A 25094-nucleotide genomic window follows, 5' to 3' on the forward strand; every position below is an offset into this window, starting at 1 on the left:
ACCCCCCGCGCGGGGGGGGCCGGGGGGGGGGGGGGCGCCCCCCGCCCCCCCCCCCGCGCCCCCCCCCCCCCCCCCCCCCCCCCCCCCCCCCCCGCCGCGGTGGTCAGCCGAAGGGGACGAGCACCAGGTCGGCGGCCCGCACGTCCGCCGAGGTCCACCCGGTGATCCCGGCCAGCACGCAGCCGGTGCGGATCACGGCCTCCTCGTCCAGTTCACCCGGGTCGAGGTGGTCCTGCTCGACGATCCCGGCGGCCGCGACCGCCTCCCGGATCCGGTCCGGCAGCTCGGGGAGCGAGCCTTCGAGGTCGTCGGAGTTCGTCCACAGCACCTCCGCGCCGTCCTCGGCGAATTCGAGGCCGCAGCACGGTCCGTCGAAGTTGTGCGCCAGGCTGAGCGCCGCCCCGCCGGTGCGGGACAGGGCGAGCGCGGCGGATTCGAGCCCGCCCTGCTCGTTCGAGACCGAGTCGGTGTGCCCCGCGTCGTCGAACACGAAGGTCCACCCGCCGATCCGCCCGGCCAGCAGCGCGGAGGCGCAGTCGGTCTCGCCGAGCGCGGTGCGCGGCAGCGAGGAGTGCTCGTCGGCCCGCTCCTCGGGGAGCGTGCAGGGGCGCGCGTGCGCGAGCCGCGCCCCGAGCGCTTCCAGCGCTTCGCGCGGCTGGAGGTCGCGCACCAGGTGCACGATCTGGTGCGGGTCCTCCGCGCCGAGTTCGGTGATCCACGCGGGGCGGCCCCCGGAATCCAGTGCTGCGGCGGGGAAGGCGGGTTCGGGCATCGTCGTCTCCAGTCGGTTCGGTTCTTCTCGGCACCTTGCCCCAGGGCACCGACAATTCCGTCCCGGTACGGTCAGGTGGAGGTCTTCGCCGTGTGAGCGGACTTCCGGCTCCAAGCGTGTCCCGCTCTCCGGAATGGCCGGACTGCAGATTTCGTCCACAGTGGACGAAAGAGTCGGGGGCGAGTCTCCCCGGATCCGAACCCCCGGTCGCGGCACCACCCGCTGCGCTCCCACCCGCTGCGCTTCCCACCATTGCGCGACCACCCGCTGCGGAACCCGCCGACGCGCCCCGGAACCGCGCGAGGGGAACGCGGGGCGCGGGCGCTCAGGTCAGCGCCACCGCCAGCAGCGGAGCCGCCCGCAGGTCGTCCATCGTCCACGTCACCCCGGCCAGCGCGCAGCCGATGCGGGTCACCGCGGCCTCGTCGGTCTCGCCCGGCTCCAGGTGGGCGCGCTCCACGATGCCGGCGGCCGCGGCGGCGGCGCGCACCTCGGCCGGTGGTTCGGCGGTCTCGTGATCGAGGTCGTCGGAAGTCGTGCGGTACGCGCGCGAACCGTCCACCGCGTAGTCGAGGCTGAGCAACCCGCTGATGTTGGCGTGCAACGTCACCGCCGGGCCGCCGGACGCGGAGAGGGCTTCCGCCGGTGCTCGCGGGACGGTCCGCGGGACCTCCGGCTCCTGCAGCGCGGACCAGTCCCCGGTGCGCATCCCGTCGAGCAGTGCGCGCATCGTGTCCAGGCCACCGACCTGGAAGGTGGTGCCCGCGTCGTCGAAGACCAGTGTCCAGCCGCCGATGCGGGTCGCCAGCAGCACCGACAGGCACTGCGGATCGCCGAGCGCCGCGCGCGGCAGCGAGGTGAACTCGTCCGGCCGCTGTTCGGGCAGCGTGCACGCCGCGGCGGAACCCGGGTCCGCGCCGAGCACCTCCAGCGCCCGCGCCGGTTCCAGGTCGCGCACCAGGTGCGCGGTGTGGTTCGGACCCGGCACGTCCAGTTCGGACAGCCAGATCGGATAACCGGTGGCGTCCAGGGTTCCAGGTGGGAAACCGGGCGTGGGCATGGCGGCTCCTCGTCGTCGTCGGCGGGTGCCGGTGAGTCTGCCCGGTGCGGTGGCGGCCGCCGCGGTTCCGCGCGCTCCCCGCTGCCGAACGCGGGAATCCCCTCGCCCGCTCGCCCAACGGGTGCTGCACCGTTCTCCGGAGGAGACCGGGCGGGCCGCTCCGCCGCGCGCGGGCGGTGGGCGACGGCACCGCGACCCGCGGTGACGGGATGCCGAGCGGTTCACACTTCCTTGACAAGGCACGACGCAGGCTGAAAAGTTGACGAGTCGTTCCAATGCGACGGTGTGCAGGAAACCGGTGCGAATCCGGTGCGGTCCCGCCACTGTGAACGGGGAGCCGCGTCCACCAGCGCCACTGTCGGGCAGCCGATGGGAAGGCCGGGCGCGACGTCGATCCGCGAGTCAGGAGACTGGCACCGTCGTACCGATTCGCACGGGGTCGCGGAGCCCCGGAGGAGGTACGCAGTGCACCCGGATTCGCCGCACACGCCCGGTTTCCCCGCTGTTCCCGAACCGGCCCGCGCCGCGTGAGCGGCGTGATCGGCCGCAGGCGGCTGCTCGCGGGCGTGGCCGGAGCGATCGCCGCGGTCCCCCTCGTCTCCTGCGCCGGCGGTTCCGGGGCGAGCGCGGGCAGGCTGCGGCTGGCGTTCCCCGCCGGTGGCGCCACCGAATCGCTCGACCCGCACACCGGTTCGCTGTTCGTCGACCAGGCCCGCGCGAAGGCGCTGTTCGACACGCTCGTCGGCTACGCCGACGACATGAGCGTGGTGCCGCGGCTCGCCGAGAGCTGGCAGCCCGACCCGACCGGTACCCGGTGGCGGATCCGGTTGCGCCCGGCCGAGTTCCACGACGGCAGGCCGGTGACCGCCGAGGACGTGCTGTTCACCTACCGGCGCATCGCCGACGACGCCACCGCGGCCCAGTCCGCTTCGCACTTCGCCGACGTCGACTTCGGCGCCAGCCGGGCGATCTCGGCGACCGAACTGGAACTCGTGCTGGGCGCGCCGAACTTCGAGTTCCCGTCGGCGTGGGGCGCGCCCGCCACCGAGATCGTGCCCGCGGGCACCACCGACTTCACCGCGCCCGTCGGCTCCGGCCCGTTCCGGTTCGTCTCCTTCGAACCCGGTGGGACCGCCGTGTTCGCCCGCTTCGACCGGCACTGGTCCGGGCCCGCGACCCCGGCCGAGCTGGAATTCGTGCCCATGGAGCAGGAGAGCGCCCGGGTCAACGCGCTGCTGTCCGGGCAGGTCGACTACGCGCACGACGTGAGCGCCAACTCGGTGCGGCTGCTGGAGCAGGGCGGCCGGGCGCGGGTGCACTCGGCGCCGTTCGGCACCATGCAGGCCCTGCTGCTCAAGGTGGACCGGCCGCCGTTCTCCGATCCGCGGCTGGTGCGGGCGGTGCGCGTCGGCCTGGACCGGCAGGCGCTGCTGGACATCGCGCTCAGCGGGCAGGGCAGGCTCGGCAACGACCTGTTCGGCGCCGGGCTGAAGTACTACCCGCCGGACCTGCCCGCGCCCGCGCGCGACGTCGACGCCGCCCGCGCGCTGCTGCGCGAAGCCGGGGCAGACGGGCTGAGCTGGGAGCTGCAGACCAGCTCCGTCGACCCCTACTTCGAATCCGCCGCCAGCCTCATCGCCCAGCAGCTCGGCGAGACGGGGATGCGCGTGTCGCCGCGGATCGGGCCGGCCGAAACGTACTTCTCCGACATCAAGGAGCACGGCGTCGCCTCGCTGTCCCGGACCGCGGCGCTGCCGGTGCCGACGTTCCTCGGGCAGCGCATGACCTCGGACGCGGGGAGCAACAACTACACCGGGTACCGCTCCGCCGAGTTCGACGAGCTCTACGGGCGGGCGCTGGCCACCGCCGACGACGCCCGCCGAGCCGACCTGCTGGTGCGCGCGCAGCGGCTCGCCCGGGAGAACAGCGGCAACGTGGTGTGGGGCTTCAGCGGCTGGAACGTCGCCACCGCCACCTCCGTGGCCGGGGTGCGGGGCGCGCCGCCGAACTCGCTGGACTGGGCCCGCTTCGATCGGGTGAGCGTGGGTTGATCGCGCCCGCCGCGCGGGCGTCCGCCGCGGTGCTGCCCCGGCTCGGCGTGGCGCTGGTGCAGATCGCCGCGGTCGCCGTCGGCGTGTTCGCGCTGACCGCGCTGCTGCCCGGCGACACCGCGCAGGTCGTGCTCGGCGAGCACGCCGACACCGGACAGGTGGAGGTGCTGCGGCGGCGGCTCGGGCTCGACCAGCCGTGGGGGACGCGGTTCGCGCAGTGGGCCGGCGGGGTGCTGCACGGCGACCTCGGCACCTCGCTGCGCACCGGCAGGCCCGTCCTCGACGAGATCACCCGCAACGCCGCCACCACCGCGCTGCTCACCGCGCTGACGCTGCTGGTGGTGCTGCCGCTGGCCGGGTGGCTCGGCGTGCGCAGCGGGCTGCGCGCCGGGAGCCGGTTCGACCGGGCGGTGAACTCGGTGGTGGTGCTGCTGAACTCGGTGCCCGAGTTCGCGCTGGCGCTGCTGCTCGTCGGCGTGTTCGCGGTGCGGGCCGGCTGGCTGCCGGCCACCGCGGGCGGGCTGTCCGGGTGGTCGCTGGTGACGCAGCCCGCGGTGCTGGTGCTGCCCGTCGGCGTGCTCGCCGCGAAGCAGCTCAGCGCGCTCGCCCGCCAAGTCCGCACCGGTGTGGTCACCGCGAACGGCGCCGAGTACGCCACCCACGTGCGCCGCGCCGGTCTCGGCGAGCGCGACGTGGTGCTGCGGCACGTGCTGCCGAACACCATCGGGCCGGTGCTGCAGCAGCTGGCGCGCACCGTGGACGGGCTGCTCGGCGGCGTCGTCGTGGTGGAGGCGCTGTTCGCGCTCGGCGGGATCGGCTCCGGATTCGTGGAAGCGGTCAAGGCCCGCGACCTGCCGGTGGTGCAGGGCTACGCGCTGCTGTTCGCGGCGATCACCATCGGCATCAACCTGGTCATCGACCTGGTGGCGCGGCGGTTCCGGGCGGGTGCGCGGTGAGCCGCGCCGCCGGGTGGCTGCTGCTCGGGGTGCCGCTGCTGGCGGCGCTGGCCGGGCCGGTGCTCGCCGGGCTGCTGCCGGGCGGCGGATCGGTGCGGGCCGCGAACGTCCCGCTGCTGCCGCCCGGGGCGGACCACCCGCTGGGCACCGACGTGCTCGGGCGGGACGTGTTGGCCCTCGCGCTGCACGGCGGGGGTTCGGTGCTGGTGCTGGCGGGCGGCGCGCTGCTGCTGACCTACCTGGTGGGGGTGCCGCTGGCGCTCGCCGCCGTCGGGCAGCCCCACCGGTGGGTCGACCGGTGGCTGACCCGCGGACTGGACCTGGTGCTGGCGCTGCCCGGGTTGCTGGTGCTCATGGTGCTGGCCGCGACCGGCACTCGGACCGGGGCGGCGCTCGTCGTCGCCGTCGCGCTGCTGCAGCTGCCCGCGGTGGTGCGGATCGTGCGCAGTGCGGCGCTCGGCGCCCGGCGGAGCGGCGTGGTGGAAGCCATGGCGCTGCAAGGGGAATCGTGGTGGCGGGTGCACTTCGGTTACGTCGGGCGCGGCGTGCTCGGGCCCGTCGCGGTGGACGCGGGCGGGCGGCTGAGCCTGGTGCTGTACCTGGTGGCCTCGGCGAACTTCCTCGGCCTCGGGATCGACCCGGCCACCGCGGACTGGGCGGTGCTGGTGGAGCGCAACCAGGAGGCGCTGTTCCTGCAGCCGTGCGCGGTGCTGGTGCCCGCGGGCCTGCTCGTGGCGCTGTGCACCGGCCTCAACCTGCTCGTGGACCGGTACCTGGTGACGGGCGGACCCGGCACCCGGCCCGCGACGAGTGAGCGGGCCGTTCGTCCCCCGCATCGGTCGGACGATCCGCCCACCCGGGTCGTGCGGGTGGAGTGGACGCCGGCGGGAGACACAAAAACCACAGACCAAAAGCAGTGGACCCCAACACCGGGGGCGGACGGGCTAGTGGGGGGGCGGGGGGGCGGCCGGGGGGGCCCCCCCCGCGGGGGCCCCCCCCCCCCCCCGGGGGGGGGGGGGGGGCGGCCCCGCCCCGGCCGCCCACACCCGGGGCCCCAGGGGCCGGTTCACCCCATGACCGGGCGAGATCGTCTCTGCGCGGGTGCGGGTGAGCGGACGGTTCGTCCCAGCCGGTCGGGCAGCGGGTCCGTTCACCCTCGGATGGGTCGGGCGGGATCAGCGGAGGAGATCGAGTTCGGCGACGAGCCGCGCCACCTCCGCGCGCTCCGCGGTCGGGAGGCCCAGCACCGGGCGCGGCAGGTTCGGGTGCGCGACGAGCCCGAGCTCCTCGGCGATCGCGGACACCACGCGCAGGCTGCCGCACCGGCCGAACAGCTCCCACAGCGGCGCCAACCGGTCCGATTCCGCGGTCGCCGCGGCGGCATCCCCGGCGAACGCGGGGCGCGCGATCGCCGCCGCGGCCTCCGGCACCGTCCCGGCCAGCACCGAGTACCAGGCCCGGCACCCGGCGAGGATGCCCTCGGCGGCCAGCGGATCACCGGCGACCCCGATCGTCACCGGCTCCGGCAGCAGGCCGCGCAACCGGGAGACGCGGTCCACCGGCTCCGGCACCCCGGGGATCTTGACCGAGGCGACGTTCGGCAGCGCCGCGATCAGCGCGTGCAGCTCGTCGGTGAACGTGACGTGCGTGGTCCCCGGGTTGTCGTACACCACCAGCGGGACCGACAGCGCCGCGGTGACGTCCGCGTAGAGCCCGAACACCTCCTCGTCGGTCAGCGCCTGGTACGACACCGGGGCGAGCAGCACGCCCGCCGCCCCGGCCTCCTGCGCGTCCTCGGCCAGCGCCAGCACCTCGCGGGTGCGCAGCGCGCCGATGCCGACGAGCACCGGGACGTCCCCGGCGTGCCGCACGGCGAGCCGCGCGACCCGGGCGCGCTCCGCCCGGTCCAGGTACGGGTAGCTGCCGGTGGAGCCGAGCGCGGTGATCGAGTCGACGGGGGCGGTGGCGAGCCGTTCGACGAGCCCCGCGAACGCGGCTTCGTCGACGCCTCGGTCGGTGACGGGGGTCAGCGGGAACGCGCTGAGTCCGGTGAACATGCGTCTTCCTCGGAGGTCAGGCCGGCAGCGCGGCGTCGAGCGCGCCGCGCAGGTCGGCGATGAGGTCGTCGGCGTCCTCCAGCCCGACTGCGAGCCGCAGGTGGCCGTAGCGCTGGAACTGCTCGGGGTAGTGCTCGTCGCCGCCGCGCGCCCCGGCCGCGACGTGCACGATCAGCGACTCGTCGTGCCCCAGCGACACCGCCGAGGTGATCACCCGCAGCGCGGCCGTGAACCGGTTCTGCACCGCCGGATCGCCGTCCAGCGCGAACGCCAGCACCGCCCCGCAGCCGCGGCCGCCGAACTGCCGCGCCGCGAGCTCGTGCTGCGGGTGCCCGGGCAGCCCGGGGTAGGCGACGAACGCGATCCGCGGCTCGGCGTCCAGGAATTCGGCGATGCGCTGCGCGTTCGCCAGGTGCTGGCGCAGCCGCAGCGGCAACGTCACCGACCCCCGCATGATCAGCCAGGCGTTGAACGGGGCGAGCACGCCGCCGACGTCGACGCCCGCGTCCGCCCGGATCCGCGCGACGAGTTCGCGGGAACCGATGACCGCGCCGCCCATGGCGTCGCCGTGCCCGTTGATGAACTTCGTCAGCGAGTGCACCACCAGGTCCGCCCCGTCGGCGAGCGGCCGGTACAGCGGCGGCGGGGTGAACGTGCCGTCCACGCTCAGCAGTGACCCCGCCGCTTGCGCGATCTCGGCGACCGCGGCGATGTCGGTGACCGCGGTCGTCGGATTGGCGATGGTCTCCACGTGCACGAGCCGGGTCGCAGGGCGCATCGCCGCGCGCACCGCGTCCAGGTCGGTGGTGTCGACGAACGTGGCCTCGATGCCGTAGCGGCTCGGCAGCAGCTCCGCGAACAACCGCCACACCGCCTCGTAGGTCACCGCCGAGACGACCACGTGGTCGCCCGCGCGCAAGTGCGTGAAGAACACGGCGTGCAGCGCGGCGACCCCGCTGGCGAACACCAGCGCCGACTCGCCGCCGTCCATCGCGGCGAGCTTCGCTTCCAGCGCGTGCTGGTTGACGTTGCCGTTGCGGGCGTAGATCCGGGTGTTCGGGTCCGACCAGGACAGCTGCGACGGGTCGTCCGGCAGCAGGTAGGAGTTGGCCAGCACCAGCGGGGTGCGCAGCGCCCCCGAGGCGTCGGTGGCGTTGCCGCCGTGCACCGCCCACGTCGCGTCGGAGACGGTGGCCGGATCGTGCTTGTCGGGCATCAGCTTCCCTTCGTCGTGCGCAGCAGCGCGCCGAGGTCGGCGGCGAACTCCGCCGCCCGCCGCGGGGTGATCGTCGAGGAGGTCACGCGCAGCGCCCCCGCACCGCGTCCGGTGACCGCGAACCCGGAGCCGCCGCGCACCGCCCAGCCGCGCGCGGCGAGCTCCCGGACGAGCCGTTCTTCCCGCCGTCCCACCGGGATCCACGCGTTGAGCCCGTCCCCGGCGGGCAGCTCCACGCCCTGCTCGGTGAGCGCGCCGGTCAGCGAGCTCAGCCGCCGCGCGTACCGGTCGCGGGCGCGGCGCAGCAACCGCGCGGTGCCCGGGTCGTGCAGCAGCGCCGACACCAGGTGCTGCAGCACGTGGCTCACCCACCCGGCCGAGGAGCTCAACCGGGTGCTCAGCCGCGCGGCGCTGCCCGGGTCGCACAGCACGAACGCGAGCCGCAGGTCCGGGCCGAGGAACTTCGACACCGACCGCACCAGGGCCCAGCGCGGCGCGTCCGCGGGCGTGATGCGGTGGTAGGCGCGGGCGGAGATCGCGGAGAAGTGGTCGTCCTCGACGACCAGCACCTCCGGCCGCCGGGACAGCAGCGCGCGCAGTTCCGCGGCGCGTCCGGCGGTGATCGCGGCGCCGGTCGGGTTGTGCGCGCGGGGCGTGCACACCACCGCCCGCGCGCCCGCGTCCAGCGCGCGGGCCAGTCCGTCGGGCGTCATGCCGTCCGCGTCCACCGGAACCGGCGTGCTGCGGAACCCGTTGAGCCGCATGGTGCCGACGCCGGCCAGGAAGCACGGGTCCTCCACCGCGACCGCGTCCCCGCGGGTGAGGTGCGCCCCGAGCAGCCGCTCCACCGCGTCCACCGCGCCGTGCGCGAGGACCAGGTCGTGCGGGACGTCCCCGACGTCCGGGGCGAGCTCCGATTCCGCCCACGCCGCGAGGGATTCGTCGACCGGCGCGCTCCCGTACAGCACCGGCGGGCGGCCGGCTCCGAACGCGGCGCGCAGGTCGGGCAGCAGAGCGGGGTCCGGGTTGCCGTCGGCGAGGTTCACCAGTTCCCCCGCGGCACCGCGGCCTTCGCCGTCCACCGCGGGCAGGCCGCGCACGACCGTGCCGCCGCGCCGCCGGGTCTCCACGATCCCGGCGGCGGCGAGCTGCGCGTAGGCCGCCGCCGTGGTGTTGCGGTTGACGCCCAGTTCGGCGGCGAGCTCCCGGATCGGCGGCAGCGCGCTGCCCGCGACCAGGGCCCCGGTGGCGATCAGCCCTCGGACCGAGTCGGCGATCTCGGCGGCGGTGGTGCCGCGCACGCGTCCTCCCGACATGCCATCGACCGTAAATGTCCTAGGACAAAAAGGGAAGGTCAGGTGGTGTTCGGCACTCCGGGAGAGGGATCGGCGCGGTGCGGATCCGGTCGGACCCGCCGCGGCGGCCATCCACCGCAACGTCGTCGCGGCGGGCGGAGCAATTCCGCCCCGGGCACCTTGACCACCCCGGTGTTAGCGCTAACACTGGCGGCTCGATCACGGCTGGCGGAGGAGCGGGTGCGGGCGATGAGCGGCGAAACCGGTGGTCCGGCGGTCGGTGCGCCCGGCCAGCGGGCTTCCCTCGGCGACGTGGCCCGGCTCGCCGGGGTCTCGCAGATGACCGTCTCCCGCGTCGTCAACGGCACCGGTCCGGTGCGGGCCGAGACGCGGCGCCGCGTGCTCGACGCGGTGGAACACCTCGGCTACCGGCCCAACCCGCACGCCAGGGGACTGGCCACCGGGCGGTCCCGGGTGCTGGGCGTGGTGGCGCTCGACTCGGTGCTGCACGGACCCGCCAGCACCCTGTTCGGCATCGAGAACGCCGCCCGCGAAGCCGGGTTCGCGGTGTCGGTGGCCAGCGTCCGCGAACCGGGCCGCGCCCGCGTCGGCGAAGCCGTCGACGCGCTGCGCGGGCAGGGCGTCGCCGGGATCGTCGTCATCGCGCCGCACGCCGAAACCGGGCGCTCCCTGGACGAACTGCCCGGCGACGTGCCGGTCGTCGCCGTCGCCGACACCGACCAGGCGCCCGTGCCGGTCGTGGCCGTGGACCAGCGCGACGGCGGCCGCCGCGCCACCGAACACCTGCTCTCCCTCGGCCACGACGAGATCTGGCACCTCTCCGGGCCCTGCGGCTGGTTCGAGACCGAAGCCCGCGAACAGGCGTGGCGGGACGCGCTCGCCGCGCACGGCGGCACCGCGCCACCGGTGCTGCGCGGCGACTGGAGCCCGCGCTCCGGCTACGAGGCCGGGCTGGAACTGCTGCGGCACCCGACGGCCTCGGCCGTGTTCGCCGCCAACGACCAGATGGCGCTCGGCCTGCTGCGCGCGCTGTCCGAAGGCGGCCGATCGGTGCCCGGCGACGTGCGGGTCGTCGGTTTCGACGACGTGCCCGAAGCCGCCTACTACTCACCACCGCTGACCACCGTGCGCCAGGACTTCCTCGCGCTGGGGCGCAAGACCTTCGACCAGCTGCTGCGGCTCGTCGAAGGGGAGGACGTACCGGACCGGGCGATCGTGCGCGCCGAACTCGTCGTGCGCGAGAGCACCGGCCCCATGCGGTGACCTACCCGGCCACCGGATCGACTTCGACGACGAAGACGAGGGGACGAGGACCATGATCAGCGCCGATGGCCTGCGGCTGTCCATGAACTGGATGGACAACCTCATCCTGATCGTCTACTTCGCGGTGGTGCTCGGCATCGCGCTCGCCGCGCGGCGCAGCGTCCGCAACAGCCTGGACTTCTTCCTCTCCGGCCGATCGCTGCCGGCCTGGGTGACCGGGCTGGCGTTCGTGTCCGCGAACCTCGGCGCCACCGAGATCCTCGGCATGGCCGCCAACGGCGCGCAGTACGGCGCCTACACCATCCACTGGTACCTGATCGGCGCGATCCCGGCGATGGTGTTCCTCGGCCTGGTGATGATGCCGTTCTACTACAACTCGAAGGTGCGCAGCGTCCCCGAGTTCCTGCTGCTGCGGTTCAGCAGCTCCTCGCACCTGCTCAGCGCCGCGCTGTTCGCCATCGCCTCGGTGCTGATCGCGGGGGTGAACCTGTTCGCGCTGGCCATCGTGCTGCGCGCCCTGCTGGGCTGGCCGCTGCCGCTGTCCATCGGGCTCGCCGGCGTGTTCGTGCTCGCCTACATCATCATCGGCGGGCTGTCCTCGGCGATCTACAACGAAGTGCTGCAGTTCTTCGTGATCGTCGCCGCGCTGGTGCCGCTGACCGTGCTCGGGCTCGCCCGCGTCGGCGGCGTCGACGGCTTCATCGACCGCGTCTTCGCCGGGCCGGGGCCGGAATTCCTCACCGCGTGGGGCGGAACCGGCTTCGGGCAGGAGAACCCGCTCGGCGCGAACTGGCTCACCATCACCCTCGGGCTCGGGTTCGCGGTGTCCTTCGGGTACTGGACGACGAACTTCGCGGAGGTGCAGCGCTCGCTGTCCGCCCGGAACCTCTCCGCGGCGCGGCGCACCCCGCTGATCGCGGCGTTCCCGAAGATGTTCATCCCGCTGATCGTGGTGCTGCCCGGCATCATCGCGCTGCTGGTGTACCCGCAGATCGGGCAGGGCGCCTACGACTACAACGACGCGATCCCGCTGCTGATGCGGGATCTGCTGCCGAACGGGGTGCTCGGGCTCGCCGTCACCGGGCTGATGGCCTCGTTCATGGCGGGCATGGCCGCGAACGTCTCCAGCTTCAACACCGTGTTCACCACCGACATCTGGCGGCCCTACCTGAAACCGGGGATGCCCGACGAGCACTACCTGCGGGTGGGCCGGGTGATCACCGCGGTCGGGGTGCTGGCCGGGATGGGCACCGCGTTCATCGCGGCCTCGTTCAGCAACATCATGAACTACCTGCAAACGCTGTTCAGCTTCTTCAACGTGCCGCTGTTCGCCACGTTCATCCTCGCGCTGTTCTGGAAGCGGATGACCGCGAAGGCCGGGTTCTGGGGGCTGCTGGCGGGAACGGTGGCGCCGATCAGCTTCTACGTCGCCTACAAGACCGGGGTGGTGCCGATCAGCACCGACCAGGGCGCCAACATGATCTCCTCGATGATCGCGTTCACGGTGGACGTCGCGGTGAGCGTGCCGGTGGCGCTGGCCACCGCGCCGAAACCGGACCACGAGCTGCGCGGCCTGGTCTACTCCCGCGCCGCGGCCGCCGACGCCGGTGAGGTGCTGCCCGGCGACTCCGCCTGGTACCGCCGCCCGGCGCTGCTCGGCTGGGGCGCGATCGTGCTCGCCGCGCTGTGCTACCTGCCGTTCTCGTTCTGAGTTCTCCCCTGATGTGCAACGGAAAGGAGGCCGCCATGACCGAACCGGAACCGCACGGCAGGCCCGACGAGCACGCCGCCGACGTGGCGGAGCTGGAACGCGGATCCGGCACCGCGGCCCGGCTGTTCGACGTGCGCAGCGTGATCGGCGGGCTGTTCGTCTTCTACGGACTGCTCATCGGCGGGGCCGGGCTGTTCGCCGGTGAAGCCGCGATCGCCAAGGCGCAGGGCATCAACATCAACCTGTGGACCGGGGTGTCGATGCTGCTCGTCGGGGCGTTCTTCCTGCTGTGGCAGCGGATCCGCCCGTTGCGCCACGAACCTCCCGCGGAATGAGCGGGTTCCTCCCGGGCCGCGAACGGATCGGAGAAGACGACGGATGAAGATCAGCCACCTGGACACCTTCGTGCTCGGCACCCCGTGGCGCGACCTCACCTACGTGCGGGTGCACACCGACGACGGGCTCGTCGGCGTCGGCGAGACCCGGATGCTCGGACACACCCAGGCGCTGCTCGGCTACCTGCGCGAAGCCGAACCGCGCCACCTCGTCGGCACCGACCCGTTCGACCTGGAATCGCTGGTGTGGCGGATGAAGCACGGCGACTACGGGCGGGCGGGCGAGATCGCCATGTCCGGCATCGCCTGCGTCGAGATGGCCTGCTGGGACATCATCGGCAAAGCGCTCGGCCAGCCGGTGTGGCGGCTGCTCGGCGGCAAGGTGCGGGACCGGATCAAGGCCTACGCCAACGGCTGGTACACCGTGGAGCGGACGCCCGAGGAATTCCACGCCGCGGCAAGGGAAGTCGTCGACCGCGGGTACCGCGCGCTCAAGTTCGACCCGTTCGGTCCCGGCCGCTGGGAACTGGAGGCCGACGAGCGCCGCCGCTCGGTGTCGCTCGTCGAAGCCGTCCGCGACGCCGTCGGGCCCGACGTGGAACTGCTCGTCGAGATGCACGGCCGGTTCACCCCCGCCGAAGCCGTCCGCATCGCCGGGGAACTCGTGCCGTACTCGCCCAGCTGGATCGAAGAACCCGTGCCACCGGAGAACTTCGCCGCACTGTCCACAGTGGCCGAGAAGGTGGACGTGCCGGTCGCGACCGGGGAACGCGTGCACGACCGCATCGAGTACCGCGAGCTGTTCGAGCGGCGCGCCGCGGACATCATCCAGCCCGACATCGGGCACCTCGGCGGGATCCAGGAGACCCGCAAGCTCGCCGCCACCGCCGAGACGCACTACGTGCTCGTGGCCCCGCACAACGTCGGCGGGCCGGTGCTCACCGCCGCCAACCTGCACCTCGCCGCGGCCACCACCAACTTCAAGATCCAGGAGCACTTCAACGACTTCGCCGACCGGCACGTGCAGCAGGCCGCGCCCGGGCTGCCCGAGGTCGTGGACGGGTACTTCGCGCTGCCCACCGCGCCCGGGCTCGGCGTCGAGCTCGACGTGGACTTCGTGCGCGAGCACCCGCCGGAGAGCGCGCACTTCGACCTCTACGCCCAGGACTGGCAGTTCCGCGGCACCGGGAGCGGCCGGTGACCGCGCGCGCCGTCGTCATCGACCGGCCCGGCGAACTCCGCGTCGCCGCCGCCGACCCCGTCGAACCCGGGCCGGGCGAAGCGCTGGTCCGCATCGCCTGGAGCGGCATCTGCGGCTCCGACCGGGAACTGTTCACCGGCGGGCGACCCGACGGGTTCGTCCGCTACCCGGTGGTGCCCGGGCACGAGTGGTCCGGCACCGTGCTCGCCGTCGGACCGGACGTTCCCGCCGACTACCTCGGGCACCACGTCGTCGGCGAGGGGTTCCGCGGCTGCCAGTCCTGCGACGCGTGCCGGCGCGGCGAGAACAACCTGTGCACCACCGGGTACGCCGAAACCGGGTTCACCTCGCCCGGCGCCTGGTGCGACCACCTGCTGCTGCCCGCGCGGCTGCTGCACGTGCTGCCGCCCGAAGCCGACCTGCGGGCCGCGGCCGTGCTCGAACCCGCCGCCTGCGTCGGCGAGGCGTGCCTGCGGCTCGGCGGTGTCGCCGGGGAGCGGGTGGCCGTCGTCGGCGGCGGCAGCCTCGGCTTGCTCGGCGCGCAGCTGCTCGGCGCCACCGGGCCCGCCGAACTCGTCGTGGTCGAACCCCGCGCCGGGCGGGAGGAGCTCGCCGAGGCGTGCGGGGCCACCGCGGTGCTCACCCCGCTCGAAGCGGTGCGCCGCTGCGGGCGGTTCGACGCGGTGCTGGAGACCGCGGGAACACCGGGCGCCGCCCACCTGGCGACCCGGCTGGCCCGCCGCGGCGGGCGGGTCGCGCTCACCGGGCTGCCGCCGGAATCGGACTCGCTGGTGACCGCGCGGCTCGTCTCCGCGCAGCTCACCCTGCACACCGTGTTCGGCGCGCCGTCGCGGGCCTGGACGCACGTGGTGCGGCTGTTCACCGCCGGGGTGCTGGATCCGGGCCGGATCATCACCCACGAGTTCGACCTGGCGGACGCCGCGACCGCCCTGGATCTGCTCACCGACTCCGGCTCGCAGGTGGGCAAGATCCTCCTGACCCCCGGGTCGGGGAGTGAACGGACCGTTCGTCCCATCTAGTTGGTCGAACGGTCCGTTCACCCGCGGAGTGAGCGAGATCGTCTCGGCGCCGGGAGGAGTGAACGGACTGTTCGTCCCATCTAGTTGGTCGAACGGTCCGTTCACTCGCGAGGTGGGCGGGATCGGTTCGGTGGTCGGGTGAGCAGGGCTGATCCACGTGGGCGGACGGGCCGTGCACCCGGCGCCGGGCCGGGTGGAAGTGGGTGGGCGGTCCGCCCGTCCGGCGGTTGTGGCGAACGGTCGTTCGCTTCGAAGTGGAGGTGCGATGGGTGGGGACGAGCGGTTCCGGGCCGAGCAGGTGACCGGCGCGTGCGCGGAGCACGGGGAAGGGCCCGTGTGGCACGACGGCTGGCCGGGGCTGCGGTGGGTGGACATGCTCGCCGGCGACGTGCTCACCCTGCTGCCGGGCGGCGCGGTGCGGCGGACGCACGTCGCAGCGGTGGTGGCGGCGCTGCGGCCCCGAGCCGGCGGCGGGGCGGTGCTCGCCGTGGAGCGCGGGTTCGCGTTCGCGGACGACGAGCTCACCGACGTCCGGCCATTGAGTCCGTTGTGGACGGACCCGGGCGTGCGGATGAACGAGGGCGGGTGCGACCCGGACGGCCGCTTCTACTGCGGATCGATGGCCTACGACGCGACGCCGGGCGCGGGCGCGCTGCACCGGCTGGACGGCACCGGGAACGTCGAGGTGGTGCTGGCCGGGGTGACGATCTCGAACGGCCTGGCGTGGAGCCCGGACGGCACGACCGCCTACTACGCGGACACCCCGACGCAGCGGGTGGACGCCTTCGACTACCGCGGCGGCGAGCTCACCCGCCGGCGCGAGCTGGTGCGGATCGCCCCGGAGCTCGGCGCGCCGGACGGGCTGACCGTGGACGCGGCGGGCTGCCCGTGGGTGGCGCTGTGGGGCGGGGGAGCGGTGCACCGCTACTCGCCGGAGGGCGCGCTGCTGGCGGTGGTGGAGCTGCCGGTCCCGCGCGTCACGGCCTGCACCTTCGGCGGCCCGGACCTCGCGGACCTGTACATCACGACGTCCCGGCAGGAGGTGGACCTGCGCGCGTACCCGGAGTCGGGGGCGCTGTTCGTGGTCCGCGGCGCGGGGCGCGGCCTCCCGGTCGTGCCGTACGTGTCCACATAGGACTACAACACGTGCCCGGTCGGTCACCGGGAGGCGCTCGGCAAGCTCTCGGCAACTCGTTGACAACCTTGCGCAAGATGCCGTTCGATGGCTCGCACCCGCACCGATCACCGGCGACGTGCGGTGTCGAGGAGGAGACGTGGCGGCAACGCTCACCGAGGTCGCGAAGCACGCGGAGGTGGCCCTGTCCACCGCCTCCCGCGCGTTCAGCGAACCCGGCAGGCTCGGCGCGGACACCCTCCGCAAGGTGCTGGCCGCCGCCCAGGAACTCGGCTACGACCCGGGCCGCACCCGCCACCCCGCGCCCCCGCGGGGCGGCACCGTCGCCGTCGTCGTCCCGGACATCGCGAACCCGGTGTTCGGCGCCTTCGTGAAGGCCGCCCAGGCCGAGGGATGGCACCGGTCGCAGACGGTGCTGCTCGCCGACACCGCGTTCGACCCGGACCGGGAGCGCGACGTGCTCGCCCACCTGCGGGGTCGCGCGGACGGGATCGTGGTGTGCTCGCCGCGGCTGGACGCGGAGGAACTGCTGGCGCTGTGCGGGCGGACCCCGGCGGTGCTGGTGAACCGGGCGGCGACCGGGGTCGACTGCGTGCTCTCCGACGCCACCGACGGGCTGCGGCAGGCGGTGGACTACCTGACCGCGCTGGGCCACCGCCACCTCTCCTACGTGCAGGGTTCGACGCGGTCCTGGTCGAACGCGCACCGCCTCGGCATCGTCACCGCGCTCGCCGAGCAGGCGGGCGCGCGGCTGGACGTGCTGGGCCATCAGGCGGAGACGGTGGCGGGCGGGACCGCCGCGGCGGCGGGGGTGCTCGCGGCGGGGGCGACGGCGGTGATCGCGCACAACGACCTGGTGGCGCTCGGCGTCGTCTCCGGCGCCCGCGCGCTGGGCGTGCACGCCCCGGACGGGCTCAGCGTGGTCGGCTTCGACGACATCCCGCTCGCCGAGATCACCCACCCGGCCCTGACCAGCATCGCCGCCCCGATCGAGCGCGCCGGGGCGGTGAGCCTGGAACTGCTGGGCCGTGCCGTCGCCGGGCAGCGGACCCTGCCGCGCACCTTGCGCCTGCCCACCCAGCTCGTGGTGCGCGGCACCACGGGCCCCGTCCGCGAGGAGACCGCATGAGCCGGGACCGCATCGTCGCCGCCGAAGTGCTGCTCACCAGCCCGGGCCGCAACTTCACCACCCTCAAGATCACCACGGCGGACGGCGTCGTCGGCTGGGGCGACGCCACGCTCAACGGCCGCGAACTGGCCGTCGCCGCCTACCTGCGGGACCACGTGGCGCCGCTGCTGATCGGCCGCGACCCGGCGCGCGTCGAGGACACCTGGCAGTACCTGTACCGCGGCGCGTACTGGCGGCGCGGCCCGGTCACGATGACCGCTATCGGCGCGGTGGACCTGGCGCTGTGGGACGTCAAGGGCAAGACCGCGGGGCTGCCGGTGTACCAGCTGCTGGGCGGCGCCGTCCGCGACCGGGTGCTGACCTACACCCACGCCACCGGCTGGGACGTGCCGGAACTGCTGGACTCGGTGGACGCGCGCCGCGCGGAGGGATTCCTGGCGGTGCGGGCGCAAACCGGGGTGCCGGGGCTGGACACCGTCTACGGGGTGCACCGCGGCGGCAGCGGCTACGAGCCCGCCGGTCGCGGTGCCGCCCCGGCCGAGGAGGTGTGGGACACCGCCGCCTACCTGCGGCACGCCCCGCGGGTGCTGTCCGCGGTGCGCGAGCACGTCGGCCCGGAGCTGCACCTGCTGCACGATGCCCACCACCGGCTCACCCCGGGCGAGGCGGCGCGGCTGGGGCGGGCGCTGGAACCGGTGGACCTGTTCTGGCTGGAGGACGTCACCCCGGCCGAGAACCAGGAGGTGCTGCGCCGCGTCCGCGCGCACACCACGGCACCGCTGGCGATCGGCGAGGTGTTCAACACCGTCTGGGAGTGCCAGTCGCTGATCACCGAGCAGCTCATCGACTTCGTGCGCACCTGCGTCACCCACGCCGGAGGCATCACGCACCTGCGGCGCATCGCGGCGCTCGCCGAGCTCTGGCAGGTGCGGCTCGGACCGCACGGGCCGTCCGACGTGTCGCCGGTGGCGCTGGCCGCCTCGCTGCACGTCGGGATGAGCACCCCGAACTTCGCGATCCAGGAGTACATGGGCTACGCCGAGCGGGTGCACGAGGTGTTCCCGCACGCCTGGAGCTACGCCGACGGCCACCTGCACCCCGGCGAGGAACCGGGCCTGGGCGTCACCGTCGACGAGGCCGCCGCCGCGAAGTTCCCGTACGAACCCGCCTACCTGCCCGTCGCGCGCCGCCGCGACGGTTCGATGACGGATTGGTGAGCAGATGACCACGCCCCGGCTCGGCGCCTCCACGGCCCCGGCGCACGCCCTGCTGCGCCCGGCTCCGCCGGAACGCACCGGAATCGTCCACTTGGGACTGGGCAACTTCCACCGCGCGCACCAGGCCGTGCACACCGCCCGAGCGCTCGCGCACACCGACGGGCCGTGGGGAATCCTCGGCGTGGCGGGGAATTCCACCTCCGTGGCCACCGCGATGCGGGAGCAGGAGCTGCGCTACGCCGTGCTCGAATCCTCGCCCGCGGGCAGCACCGCCACCGTTCCCGGCGTGCACACCGGCGCGCTCGTCGCCGCGCACGAGCCGGAGGCGGTGCTCGACGCGATCGCCGCCCCCGACACGCGGATCGTGACGATCACCGTCACCGAGCGCGGCTACACCTACTCCCCGCGCACCCGCTCGCTGGACCTGGATTCCGAGCCGGTGCGCGCCGACCTGCGCGGCGACGCGCCGCCGCGCACCACCACCGGCCGGATCGTGCGCGGCCTGCAACGCCGGATGCGCGCCGGATCCGGGCCGATCACCGTGCTCAGCTGCGACAACCTCGGCGGCAACGGGCGGCAGACCGCGCGGCTGGTGCGGGAGTTCACCGCCGAACTGCCCGCGCCCGAGCGCGAGGAGCTGCAGCGCTGGACGGACGCCTCGGTGACCTTCCCGAACAGCATGGTGGACCGCATCGTGCCCGCGACCACCGACGCGCACCGCGCCGAGGTGCGGGAGCTGCTCGGGGTGCGCGACGCGGTGCCGGTTCCCGCCGAACCGTTCAGCATGTGGGTGCTGGAGGACGACTTCGCCGCGGGCCGTCCCGCGTGGGAGCGCTCCGGCGTGCTGTTCGCCGACGACGTCGAGGCCTACGAGCTGCTGAAGTTGCGGCTGCTCAACGGAACCCACTCGCTGATCGCCTACCTGGGCGCGCTCGACGGCTGCGACACGATCCCGGAGGCGATCGCCCGCCCGTTCATCGCCGAGGCCGCCGACCGGGCGCTGCGCGCGGACTACCTGCCGACGCTGGCGGTGCCCGCCGCCGTCGACGCCGAGGACTACATCGCGAGCCTCTTCCAGCGCTGGGCGAACTCGGCGCTGGGCCACCGCACCCGCCAGGTCGGCTCGGACGGTTCGGTCAAGCTCGCCCAGCGGGTGCCGGATCCGGCGCTGGCGCACCTGCGCGCCGGCCGGATGCCGCAGCAGCTGGCGTTGACCGTCGCCGCCTACCTGCGCTGCCTCGGCGGTGGGGCCGACGCGGGTCCGCACGCGGCGGCGATGTCCGACCCGGCACGCGAGTCCATCGTGGACTCGATGCGGCGCGGCGCGTCGTCGAAATCCACTGTGGACGAAGTGCTCGGACGCGGGCTGCTCGGCGCGGAACTCGCCGGGCACGCCGACTTCACCGCCCGCGTCGCCGAACTGCTCGACCTCCTCGTCCGGCACGGACCGAAGGCCGCCGCCGCGGCGGCCTGCGCCGGCTGAACTCCGACCCGCCCGTCGCACCGCACGCGACCTGATCCATCCGAGGACGCATGGACAGCACCGCAGCACCCGAGAGCGCCCCCGCGCAGCCGCAACCCGACCAGCGCTCGGTGCGCCGCGCGGCCTGGGCCGGCCTGATCGGCAGCGCCCTGGAGCAGTACGACTTCGTCATCTACGGCACCGCGTCCGCGCTGGTGTTCAGCGAGCTGTTCTTCCCCGGGATCTCCCCGGCCGCCGGGTTGCTGGCCAGCTTCAGCACCTACGCCGTCGGGTTCGCCGCCCGCCCGCTCGGCGGCCTGATCTTCTCCCGGCTCGGCGACCGGCTGGGCCGCAAGTGGGTGCTGGTGGCGACGCTGCTGCTGATGGGCGGGTCGACGCTGGCCATCGGGCTGCTGCCCACCTTCGACCAGGTGGGGCTGCTCGCGCCGGTGCTGCTGCTGCTGTGCCGCTGCCTGCAGGGGCTCGGCGCGGGAGCCGAGCAGGCCGGGGGAGCGACGCTGCTCACCGAGACCGCCGCGCCCGGACGCCGCGGGCGGCTCGCCGCGCTGGTGATGACCGGTGCCGCGCTGGGCACCGCCGTCGGCGCGGTCGCGTGGGTGCTGGCGCAGCTGCTGCCGCCGGACCAGCTGATGAGCTGGGGCTGGCGCCTCGTGTTCGCCAGCAGCCTGTTCGTCACCGTCGCCGCCCTGGTACTGCGGCGCAGGCTCGCCGAGAGCCCCGTGTTCCAGGAGCTGCGCGAGCAGGAGGCCGAACCGCGCCGCCCCGTCGCCGAGGTGTTCCGGCGCGGCAGGCGCCCGCTGCTGCTGGTGTTCCTGATGAACCTCGGCGTGAGCACCCAGTCCTACACCTACCAGGTGTTCATGGCCTCCTACCTGGTGTCCTCGGTCGGGGTGGACGCGGACCTGGTGCCGAAGGTGCTGCTGGTCGGTGCCCTGTGCGGCGGGGTCGCCGCGTTCGGCTTCGGCCGCCTGTCCGACCGGTTCGGCCGCAGGCCCGTGTCCGGGCTGATCTTCGCCGCCCTGGTGCTGCTGCCCGGGCCGAGCTTCATCGCGCTGAACACCGGCTCCACCGCGGCGGTCGTGGTGGTGGTCGTGCTCGGCTTCGTGCTGGCCTGCCACGGCCTGGTCGGGGTGCAGATGAGCTACTTCCCCGAGCTGTTCGGCACCCGCTACCGGTACGCGGGCGTCACGCTGGGTCGCGAGTTCTCCTCGATGCTGGGCGGCGGGATCGCGCCGCTGGTGTGCACCGCGCTGGTCGCCGCGTTCGCCGGTTCCTGGATCCCGGTGGCGGTGTACATGTCGGTGGCGGCGCTGGTCAGCGGGTTCGCCACCTGGCTGGCGCCGGAGACGCGGGACCGCGACCTCACCACCGACCGGGACGCGACCGGCGAACGGTAAACGGGAGCGCGTTGCTCCGTTCGTGGCGTTGACCGGCCGGGTCGCGCGGGGTCGAATGGTCCCGCCAGGTGCGCGGGCGAGGGAAACGAGGAATGTGCGGATGAGTCTCCAGTTCCCGGCGCCCCACCGCGTCGGCGTCCGGCGCGCGGTGCTGGTCGCGGCCACCGCGGTCGTGCTGGCCGTGGTGCTCGCGCTCGTCGTGGAGGTGCGGCCGCGGGCCGACGCCGCCGGCGGCGAGCACGCCGCGATGTACTACCAGACCCAGTACGACGGCGACCGCTACGTCTCGCCGCGCGAGCTCACCGACCACGACGTGCCCGTCACCGACCTGATCGTCGGGGCGATCCACCTGAACTCGCCGACCGAGGTGCACCTCAACGACGACCCGCCGGACGACCCCAAGTTCGATCCGATGTGGACGGACCTGGCGGCGGTGCAGGACGAGGGCGTGCGGGTGCTCGGCATGGTCGGCGGAGCCGGGCACGGCAGCTTCCAGCGGCTGGACGCCGAGTTCGACACCTACTACCCGCTGCTGCGGGACCTGGTCGCCGAGCGCCGGCTGGACGGGATCGACCTCAACGTCGAGGAGGAGATGTCCCTGGCGGGCATCGAGCGGGTCATCACCGCGCTGCGCGCCGACTTCGGGCCCGACTTCGTGATCTCGATGGGCCCGGTGGCCAGCGCGCTGTCCGGCGGCGGCAACCTGTCCGGCTTCGACTACGACCGGCTCTACCGGGACGTCGGCGAGGAGATCGCCTTCTTCAACGCCCAGTTCTACAACGGTTGGGGCGATGCTTCGTCCACATCGGACTTCGATGCGATCGTCGAGCGCGGGGTGATCCCCGCCGACCGGATCGCGGTGACGGCGTTGACGAACGGGGGCAACGGCGGTTCCGGCTACGTGGACGCGGCGACGCTGCGGGACGTGCTCGCGGAGCTGCGCGCGAAGTACCCGGAGTTCGGCGGCATCACCGGCTGGGAGTACTTCAACGCCGCTCCGGCCGACGGCACCGACCGCTGGCGGTGGTTGGCGGAACTCGCCCCCGGGGCCTGACCGCACCGCGCCCGGCGAACGGGCCGGGCACCCGCGGTGCTCAGCCGTCCTCCCAGGTCTGGGCGACGGCGTGGACCTGCACGCCGAGGGCCTGGGCCAGCGCGGTCTCGCCGGGTGGCGCCGCGTCGTCGGTGATCAGCGTGTCGTAGCCGCTGAGGTCCCCGTACGCGTAGGTGGCGGACCGGCCGAACTTGCTGTTGTCCACGGCCAGCACGGCCCGGTCGGCGGCGGAGACGAAGGCGGCCTTGTTGTCGGCGTACTCCCGCACCGGGTGCGAGAGCCTGCCTTCGTGCACGCAGGTCGCGGTGAGGAACGCGACGTCGATGTGGAACCGGTCGAGCTGGCGCAGCACCTCCAGGCCCGCGCACGACTCGAACTCCGGGTAGAACCGGTCGCCGAGCAGCGTGACCTGCGCGGTCGAGTCGGCCAGCAGGTACGCGACCCGCAGCGAGTTCGTGATCACGTGGTTGTGCTCGCTCTGGCCGAGCAGCCGGGCGAGCGGGAACAGCGTGCTGCCGCAGTCGAGCAGCACGGTGCTGCCGGGGGAGACGTGGTTGCGCAGCTCGTCGCCGATGGCCGTCTTGGCCTCGCGGTGCATGTTCTCCCGGAACTGCAGCGAACTCTCGATGTCCACGGTGGACAGCGCCATGGCGACCGCGCGCCGCTTGTGCAGCAGCTTGCGCTCGTGCAGGTCGTCGAGGTCGCGGTGCATCGTCATCAGGCTGACGCCGAGCCGGGCCGCGAGGTCGTCGATGCGCACCTCCCCGCCCTTGCTGACGTGGCGCAGCACCGCCTGGCGGCGCTGCTCGACTTCCGCCTTGGACTTCCGGATGGACATCGCTCTCCCCTCGGTCCCCTAGTTATCCCACATCCCACCAGGCCCGTGACCCCCTAGTTATCTCATATTTTGCGTGAAGATCTTGAAAAGATCTGAGATATCTAGCATCTTGTTCTCACACACCCGGCTGTCCGCCGCGACCACCGCGACCGGCCGGACGTGCCGCAGTCACCACCGCGAGGCGGTGACCAGGAAAAACATTCGGATCGCCGAGCTCAGGCGCGGGGATCCGGCTCCACCTACCCGGGCACCGAAGCCCGCCAGGAGGTCAGCACCGTGGTATCAACCGGCCACGAACCGCCCGCGTCCGCGTCGTCCGGCGGCGGTATGACGTTCTTCGATCGCATCGGCATCCCGCGAGTCCTGCTCTGGGGCTACGTCGGCATGTTGCTGTTCATGATCGGCGACGGGGTGGAGACCAGTTATCTCTCCACCTACTTCAAGGTCGACCTGGGCTTCGCCGAGTCCAGCGTCGGTGTCGTCTTCACCGTCTACGGCCTCGCCGCGGCCGTCGGCGCCTTCCTCGCCGGTGGCCTGTCCGACCGGTGGGGCCCGCGCAAGGTCATGATGGTGGGTGCCGCGCTGTGGGCGATCTGCCACGTGCTGATGCTCACCATCGGCATCCCCACCAGCAACTACGTGCTGATCCTGCTGACCTACGGCGTCCGCGGCCTCGGTTACCCGCTGTTCGCCTACGGCTTCCTCGTCTGGATCATGGTCGGGGCGCCGGAGAAGCAGATCAGCAAGGCGCTCGGCTGGTACTGGTTCTCCTTCACCATGGGCTACCCGGTCCTCGGTTCCGCCCTGGTCGCCGGGCTCAAGCCGGCGCTCGGCTTCTACCCGACCCTGTGGGTCTCGCTGGCGCTGATCGCCGCCGGTTCGTTCATCGTGTTCACGATGCTCAAGGAGCGCTCCGGGTTCGAACCGCTGGCCGCCGACGGCTCCAGCATGGTCAAGACCCTGGTCGGCTGCGTGACGATCATGTTCGAGCGGCCGAAGGTCGGCCTCGGCGCCCTCACCCGGCTGATCAACACGACCTCGCAGTTCGGCGTGTGGGTGTTCACCCCGCTGTACCTGATCGAGCAGGTCGGGTTCAACTCCGAAGAGTGGTCCACGCTGCTCATGATCATGATGGGCTCGAACCTGGCCGGCGTGGTCGCCTTCGGTGCCCTCGGCGACCGGTGGAGCAGGCACAAGACCATCGTCTGGTTCGGCGGTGTGCTCGGCGCGGTGTCCTGCCTCGGCCTGTACTACGTCCCGAACGCCGTCGGGCACAGCTACATCCCGGTCGCGATCGTGGTGGCCATCTTCGGCGTCGGCCTCGCCGGTTACGTGCCGCTGCCCCCGCTGATGACCCAGCACGCCCCCGGCCGCAAGGGCCAGGTCATGTCGACCTACACCCTCGGCGCCGGCGCCAGCCAGGCCGTCGGCCCGGCCATCGGCACCGCGTTCATCGGCATCATCGGCATCCAGGGCGTCATGTGGATCTACGCCGTGCTGCACCTGTCCAGCAGCGTGCTCGCCCTGATCATCCGCACCCCCAACGAGGAGGCGCAGCGCGAGGCCGCGGCGCTGCCCGAGGACAACACCGTCGTCGCGCACTGACCTCCCGCACGCCCGTCCGCCGCTGACGCGGTGGCGGAGACCTCGGCGGCTTCCCGGCCGCGGGACCCTTCCCGATCAGGGCGCCACCTGATCGTCGAAGCCCCGCCCGGGGAGCCGCCGAGTTCTTTGTCGTGCTGTGCTCCTGTTGCTCGGGGATGGGGTGGCGGAACCTCAGCGTTCTCCTCGCTGCGGGATCGTTTTCACCGGTGGCTCCGCCACAGGAGAAAACGCTGTCCTCGCGAGGAGAACGCTGAGAAC

At 73.4% G+C, this 25094-nt stretch carries 20 protein-coding genes, 1 pseudogene and 1 riboswitch; of the genes and pseudogenes, 15 read left to right on the forward strand and 6 right to left on the reverse strand.

Annotated elements, in window-relative coordinates; genetic code table 11:
* Nucleotides 1-103: 103 nt before the first annotated feature.
* Nucleotides 104-772: a hypothetical protein gene (locus LCD33_RS05960; RefSeq protein ID WP_224960688.1), complete on the reverse strand. Its 669-nt coding sequence runs from the start codon at nucleotides 770-772 to the stop codon at nucleotides 104-106.
* A 325-nt stretch (nucleotides 773-1097) separates the two neighbouring features.
* Entirely contained in the window at nucleotides 1098-1832 is a 735-nt protein-coding gene (locus LCD33_RS05965) for a hypothetical protein (RefSeq protein WP_224960687.1), read from the reverse strand.
* 266 nt (nucleotides 1833-2098) lie between these two features.
* Nucleotides 2099-2266: riboswitch (cobalamin riboswitch) on the forward strand.
* Between the two features lie 93 nt (nucleotides 2267-2359).
* Between LCD33_RS05965 and LCD33_RS05970 the strand changes: the two genes are divergently transcribed.
* The 3 genes and pseudogenes from LCD33_RS05970 to LCD33_RS29320 form a co-directional block, all read left to right on the forward strand.
* Nucleotides 2360-3883, forward strand: a complete 1524-nt coding sequence (locus tag LCD33_RS05970; protein ID WP_308011230.1) for an ABC transporter substrate-binding protein — start codon at nucleotides 2360-2362, stop codon at nucleotides 3881-3883.
* Nucleotides 3880-4839: an ABC transporter permease gene (locus LCD33_RS05975; protein ID WP_224960686.1), complete on the forward strand. Its 960-nt coding sequence runs from the start codon at nucleotides 3880-3882 to the stop codon at nucleotides 4837-4839. The genes LCD33_RS05970 and LCD33_RS05975 overlap by 4 nt, the downstream gene beginning before the upstream one ends.
* A gap of 248 nt (nucleotides 4840-5087) precedes the next feature.
* Nucleotides 5088-5546: pseudogene (locus LCD33_RS29320) on the forward strand (ABC transporter permease subunit); the annotation flags it as partial.
* A 468-nt stretch (nucleotides 5547-6014) separates the two neighbouring features.
* Here the strand turns inward: LCD33_RS29320 and LCD33_RS05985 are convergent.
* Genes LCD33_RS05985 through LCD33_RS05995 form a run of 3 tightly spaced genes read right to left on the reverse strand, consistent with a single transcriptional unit; the run spans nucleotide 6015 to nucleotide 9428 of the window.
* On the reverse strand, nucleotides 6015-6896 hold the full coding sequence (locus LCD33_RS05985; RefSeq protein ID WP_224977596.1) for a dihydrodipicolinate synthase family protein: 882 nt from the start codon (nucleotides 6894-6896) through the stop codon (nucleotides 6015-6017).
* A gap of 16 nt (nucleotides 6897-6912) precedes the next feature.
* A complete protein-coding gene (locus tag LCD33_RS05990) occupies nucleotides 6913-8112 on the reverse strand; it encodes a PLP-dependent aspartate aminotransferase family protein (protein ID WP_224968388.1) in 1200 nt (399 codons plus the stop codon).
* Nucleotides 8112-9428 carry an aminotransferase class I/II-fold pyridoxal phosphate-dependent enzyme gene (locus LCD33_RS05995; RefSeq protein WP_224977597.1) on the reverse strand — a complete coding sequence of 439 codons (1317 nt, stop codon included), beginning with the start codon at nucleotides 9426-9428 and terminating at the stop codon, nucleotides 8112-8114. Before LCD33_RS05995 ends, LCD33_RS05990 begins: the two co-directional genes overlap by 1 nt.
* Before the next feature lie 228 nt (nucleotides 9429-9656).
* On the opposite strand from LCD33_RS05995, the gene LCD33_RS06000 reads away from it, so the two are divergent.
* From LCD33_RS06000 to LCD33_RS06050, 11 genes are all read left to right on the forward strand, one after another.
* Nucleotides 9657-10691, forward strand: coding sequence for a LacI family DNA-binding transcriptional regulator (locus tag LCD33_RS06000; protein WP_224968386.1), 1035 nt, complete (start codon nucleotides 9657-9659; stop codon nucleotides 10689-10691).
* 52 nt (nucleotides 10692-10743) lie between these two features.
* Nucleotides 10744-12402, forward strand: coding sequence for a sodium:solute symporter family protein (locus LCD33_RS06005; protein WP_224968384.1), 1659 nt, complete (start codon nucleotides 10744-10746; stop codon nucleotides 12400-12402).
* A gap of 35 nt (nucleotides 12403-12437) precedes the next feature.
* Nucleotides 12438-12737 (forward strand): hypothetical protein, encoded by a 300-nt coding sequence (locus tag LCD33_RS06010; RefSeq protein ID WP_224960674.1) that lies wholly within the window; start codon nucleotides 12438-12440, stop codon nucleotides 12735-12737.
* A 43-nt stretch (nucleotides 12738-12780) separates the two neighbouring features.
* Nucleotides 12781-13938: a mandelate racemase/muconate lactonizing enzyme family protein gene (locus LCD33_RS06015; RefSeq protein ID WP_224960673.1), complete on the forward strand. Its 1158-nt coding sequence runs from the start codon at nucleotides 12781-12783 to the stop codon at nucleotides 13936-13938.
* A complete protein-coding gene (locus LCD33_RS06020) occupies nucleotides 13935-14978 on the forward strand; it encodes a zinc-binding dehydrogenase (protein WP_224960672.1) in 1044 nt (347 codons plus the stop codon). The genes LCD33_RS06015 and LCD33_RS06020 overlap by 4 nt, the downstream gene beginning before the upstream one ends.
* Before the next feature lie 265 nt (nucleotides 14979-15243).
* Nucleotides 15244-16113 carry an SMP-30/gluconolactonase/LRE family protein gene (locus LCD33_RS06025; RefSeq protein ID WP_224960671.1) on the forward strand — a complete coding sequence of 290 codons (870 nt, stop codon included), beginning with the start codon at nucleotides 15244-15246 and terminating at the stop codon, nucleotides 16111-16113.
* A gap of 139 nt (nucleotides 16114-16252) precedes the next feature.
* Nucleotides 16253-17242 (forward strand): LacI family DNA-binding transcriptional regulator, encoded by a 990-nt coding sequence (locus LCD33_RS06030; protein WP_224977598.1) that lies wholly within the window; start codon nucleotides 16253-16255, stop codon nucleotides 17240-17242.
* Nucleotides 17239-18459, forward strand: coding sequence for a D-mannonate dehydratase ManD (gene manD, locus LCD33_RS06035; RefSeq protein ID WP_224962827.1), 1221 nt, complete (start codon nucleotides 17239-17241; stop codon nucleotides 18457-18459). The genes LCD33_RS06030 and manD overlap by 4 nt, the downstream gene beginning before the upstream one ends.
* A 4-nt stretch (nucleotides 18460-18463) precedes the next feature.
* Complete coding sequence (locus LCD33_RS06040) at nucleotides 18464-19942, forward strand: mannitol dehydrogenase family protein (RefSeq protein ID WP_224977599.1); 1479 nt, start codon at nucleotides 18464-18466, stop codon at nucleotides 19940-19942.
* A gap of 50 nt (nucleotides 19943-19992) precedes the next feature.
* Nucleotides 19993-21339 carry an MFS transporter gene (locus LCD33_RS06045; protein ID WP_224977600.1) on the forward strand — a complete coding sequence of 449 codons (1347 nt, stop codon included), beginning with the start codon at nucleotides 19993-19995 and terminating at the stop codon, nucleotides 21337-21339.
* A gap of 100 nt (nucleotides 21340-21439) precedes the next feature.
* Nucleotides 21440-22393, forward strand: a complete 954-nt coding sequence (locus tag LCD33_RS06050) for a glycosyl hydrolase family 18 protein (protein ID WP_224962833.1) — start codon at nucleotides 21440-21442, stop codon at nucleotides 22391-22393.
* Nucleotides 22394-22433: 40 nt separating this feature from the next.
* On the opposite strand, the gene LCD33_RS06055 is transcribed toward LCD33_RS06050, so the two are convergent.
* Nucleotides 22434-23231, reverse strand: coding sequence for a DeoR/GlpR family DNA-binding transcription regulator (locus tag LCD33_RS06055; protein WP_224962835.1), 798 nt, complete (start codon nucleotides 23229-23231; stop codon nucleotides 22434-22436).
* A 327-nt stretch (nucleotides 23232-23558) separates the two neighbouring features.
* On the opposite strand from LCD33_RS06055, the gene LCD33_RS06060 reads away from it, so the two are divergent.
* Nucleotides 23559-24836 (forward strand): MFS transporter, encoded by a 1278-nt coding sequence (locus tag LCD33_RS06060; protein ID WP_224962837.1) that lies wholly within the window; start codon nucleotides 23559-23561, stop codon nucleotides 24834-24836.
* The last annotated feature ends 258 nt before the right edge of the window (nucleotides 24837-25094 follow it).

It is taken from the genome of Saccharopolyspora sp. 7B, assembly GCF_020177435.1.
In the GTDB taxonomy this organism is placed as follows: Bacteria; Actinomycetota; Actinomycetes; order Mycobacteriales; family Pseudonocardiaceae; genus Saccharopolyspora_C; species Saccharopolyspora_C gregorii.

What these genes read in the sequence shown, in the direction of transcription:
- LCD33_RS06045 (WP_224977600.1), top strand. Translation starts at nt 19,993, where the DNA reads ATGGACAGCACCGCAGCACCCGAGAGCGCCCCCGCGCAGCCGCAACCC.
- LCD33_RS06010 (WP_224960674.1), top strand. Translation starts at nt 12,438, where the DNA reads ATGACCGAACCGGAACCGCACGGCAGGCCCGACGAGCACGCCGCCGAC.
- LCD33_RS06005 (WP_224968384.1), top strand. Translation starts at nt 10,744, where the DNA reads ATGATCAGCGCCGATGGCCTGCGGCTGTCCATGAACTGGATGGACAAC.
- LCD33_RS05995 (WP_224977597.1), bottom strand. Translation starts at nt 9,428, where the DNA reads ATGTCGGGAGGACGCGTGCGCGGCACCACCGCCGCCGAGATCGCCGAC.
- LCD33_RS06015 (WP_224960673.1), top strand. Translation starts at nt 12,781, where the DNA reads ATGAAGATCAGCCACCTGGACACCTTCGTGCTCGGCACCCCGTGGCGC.
- LCD33_RS06060 (WP_224962837.1), top strand. Translation starts at nt 23,559, where the DNA reads ATGACGTTCTTCGATCGCATCGGCATCCCGCGAGTCCTGCTCTGGGGC.
- LCD33_RS05990 (WP_224968388.1), bottom strand. Translation starts at nt 8,112, where the DNA reads ATGCCCGACAAGCACGATCCGGCCACCGTCTCCGACGCGACGTGGGCG.
- manD (WP_224962827.1), top strand. Translation starts at nt 17,239, where the DNA reads ATGAGCCGGGACCGCATCGTCGCCGCCGAAGTGCTGCTCACCAGCCCG.
- LCD33_RS06025 (WP_224960671.1), top strand. Translation starts at nt 15,244, where the DNA reads ATGGGTGGGGACGAGCGGTTCCGGGCCGAGCAGGTGACCGGCGCGTGC.
- LCD33_RS05985 (WP_224977596.1), bottom strand. Translation starts at nt 6,896, where the DNA reads ATGTTCACCGGACTCAGCGCGTTCCCGCTGACCCCCGTCACCGACCGA.
- LCD33_RS06050 (WP_224962833.1), top strand. Translation starts at nt 21,440, where the DNA reads ATGAGTCTCCAGTTCCCGGCGCCCCACCGCGTCGGCGTCCGGCGCGCG.
- LCD33_RS06040 (WP_224977599.1), top strand. Translation starts at nt 18,464, where the DNA reads ATGACCACGCCCCGGCTCGGCGCCTCCACGGCCCCGGCGCACGCCCTG.
- LCD33_RS05960 (WP_224960688.1), bottom strand. Translation starts at nt 772, where the DNA reads ATGCCCGAACCCGCCTTCCCCGCCGCAGCACTGGATTCCGGGGGCCGC.
- LCD33_RS06000 (WP_224968386.1), top strand. Translation starts at nt 9,657, where the DNA reads ATGAGCGGCGAAACCGGTGGTCCGGCGGTCGGTGCGCCCGGCCAGCGG.
- LCD33_RS06055 (WP_224962835.1), bottom strand. Translation starts at nt 23,231, where the DNA reads ATGTCCATCCGGAAGTCCAAGGCGGAAGTCGAGCAGCGCCGCCAGGCG.
- LCD33_RS05965 (WP_224960687.1), bottom strand. Translation starts at nt 1,832, where the DNA reads ATGCCCACGCCCGGTTTCCCACCTGGAACCCTGGACGCCACCGGTTAT.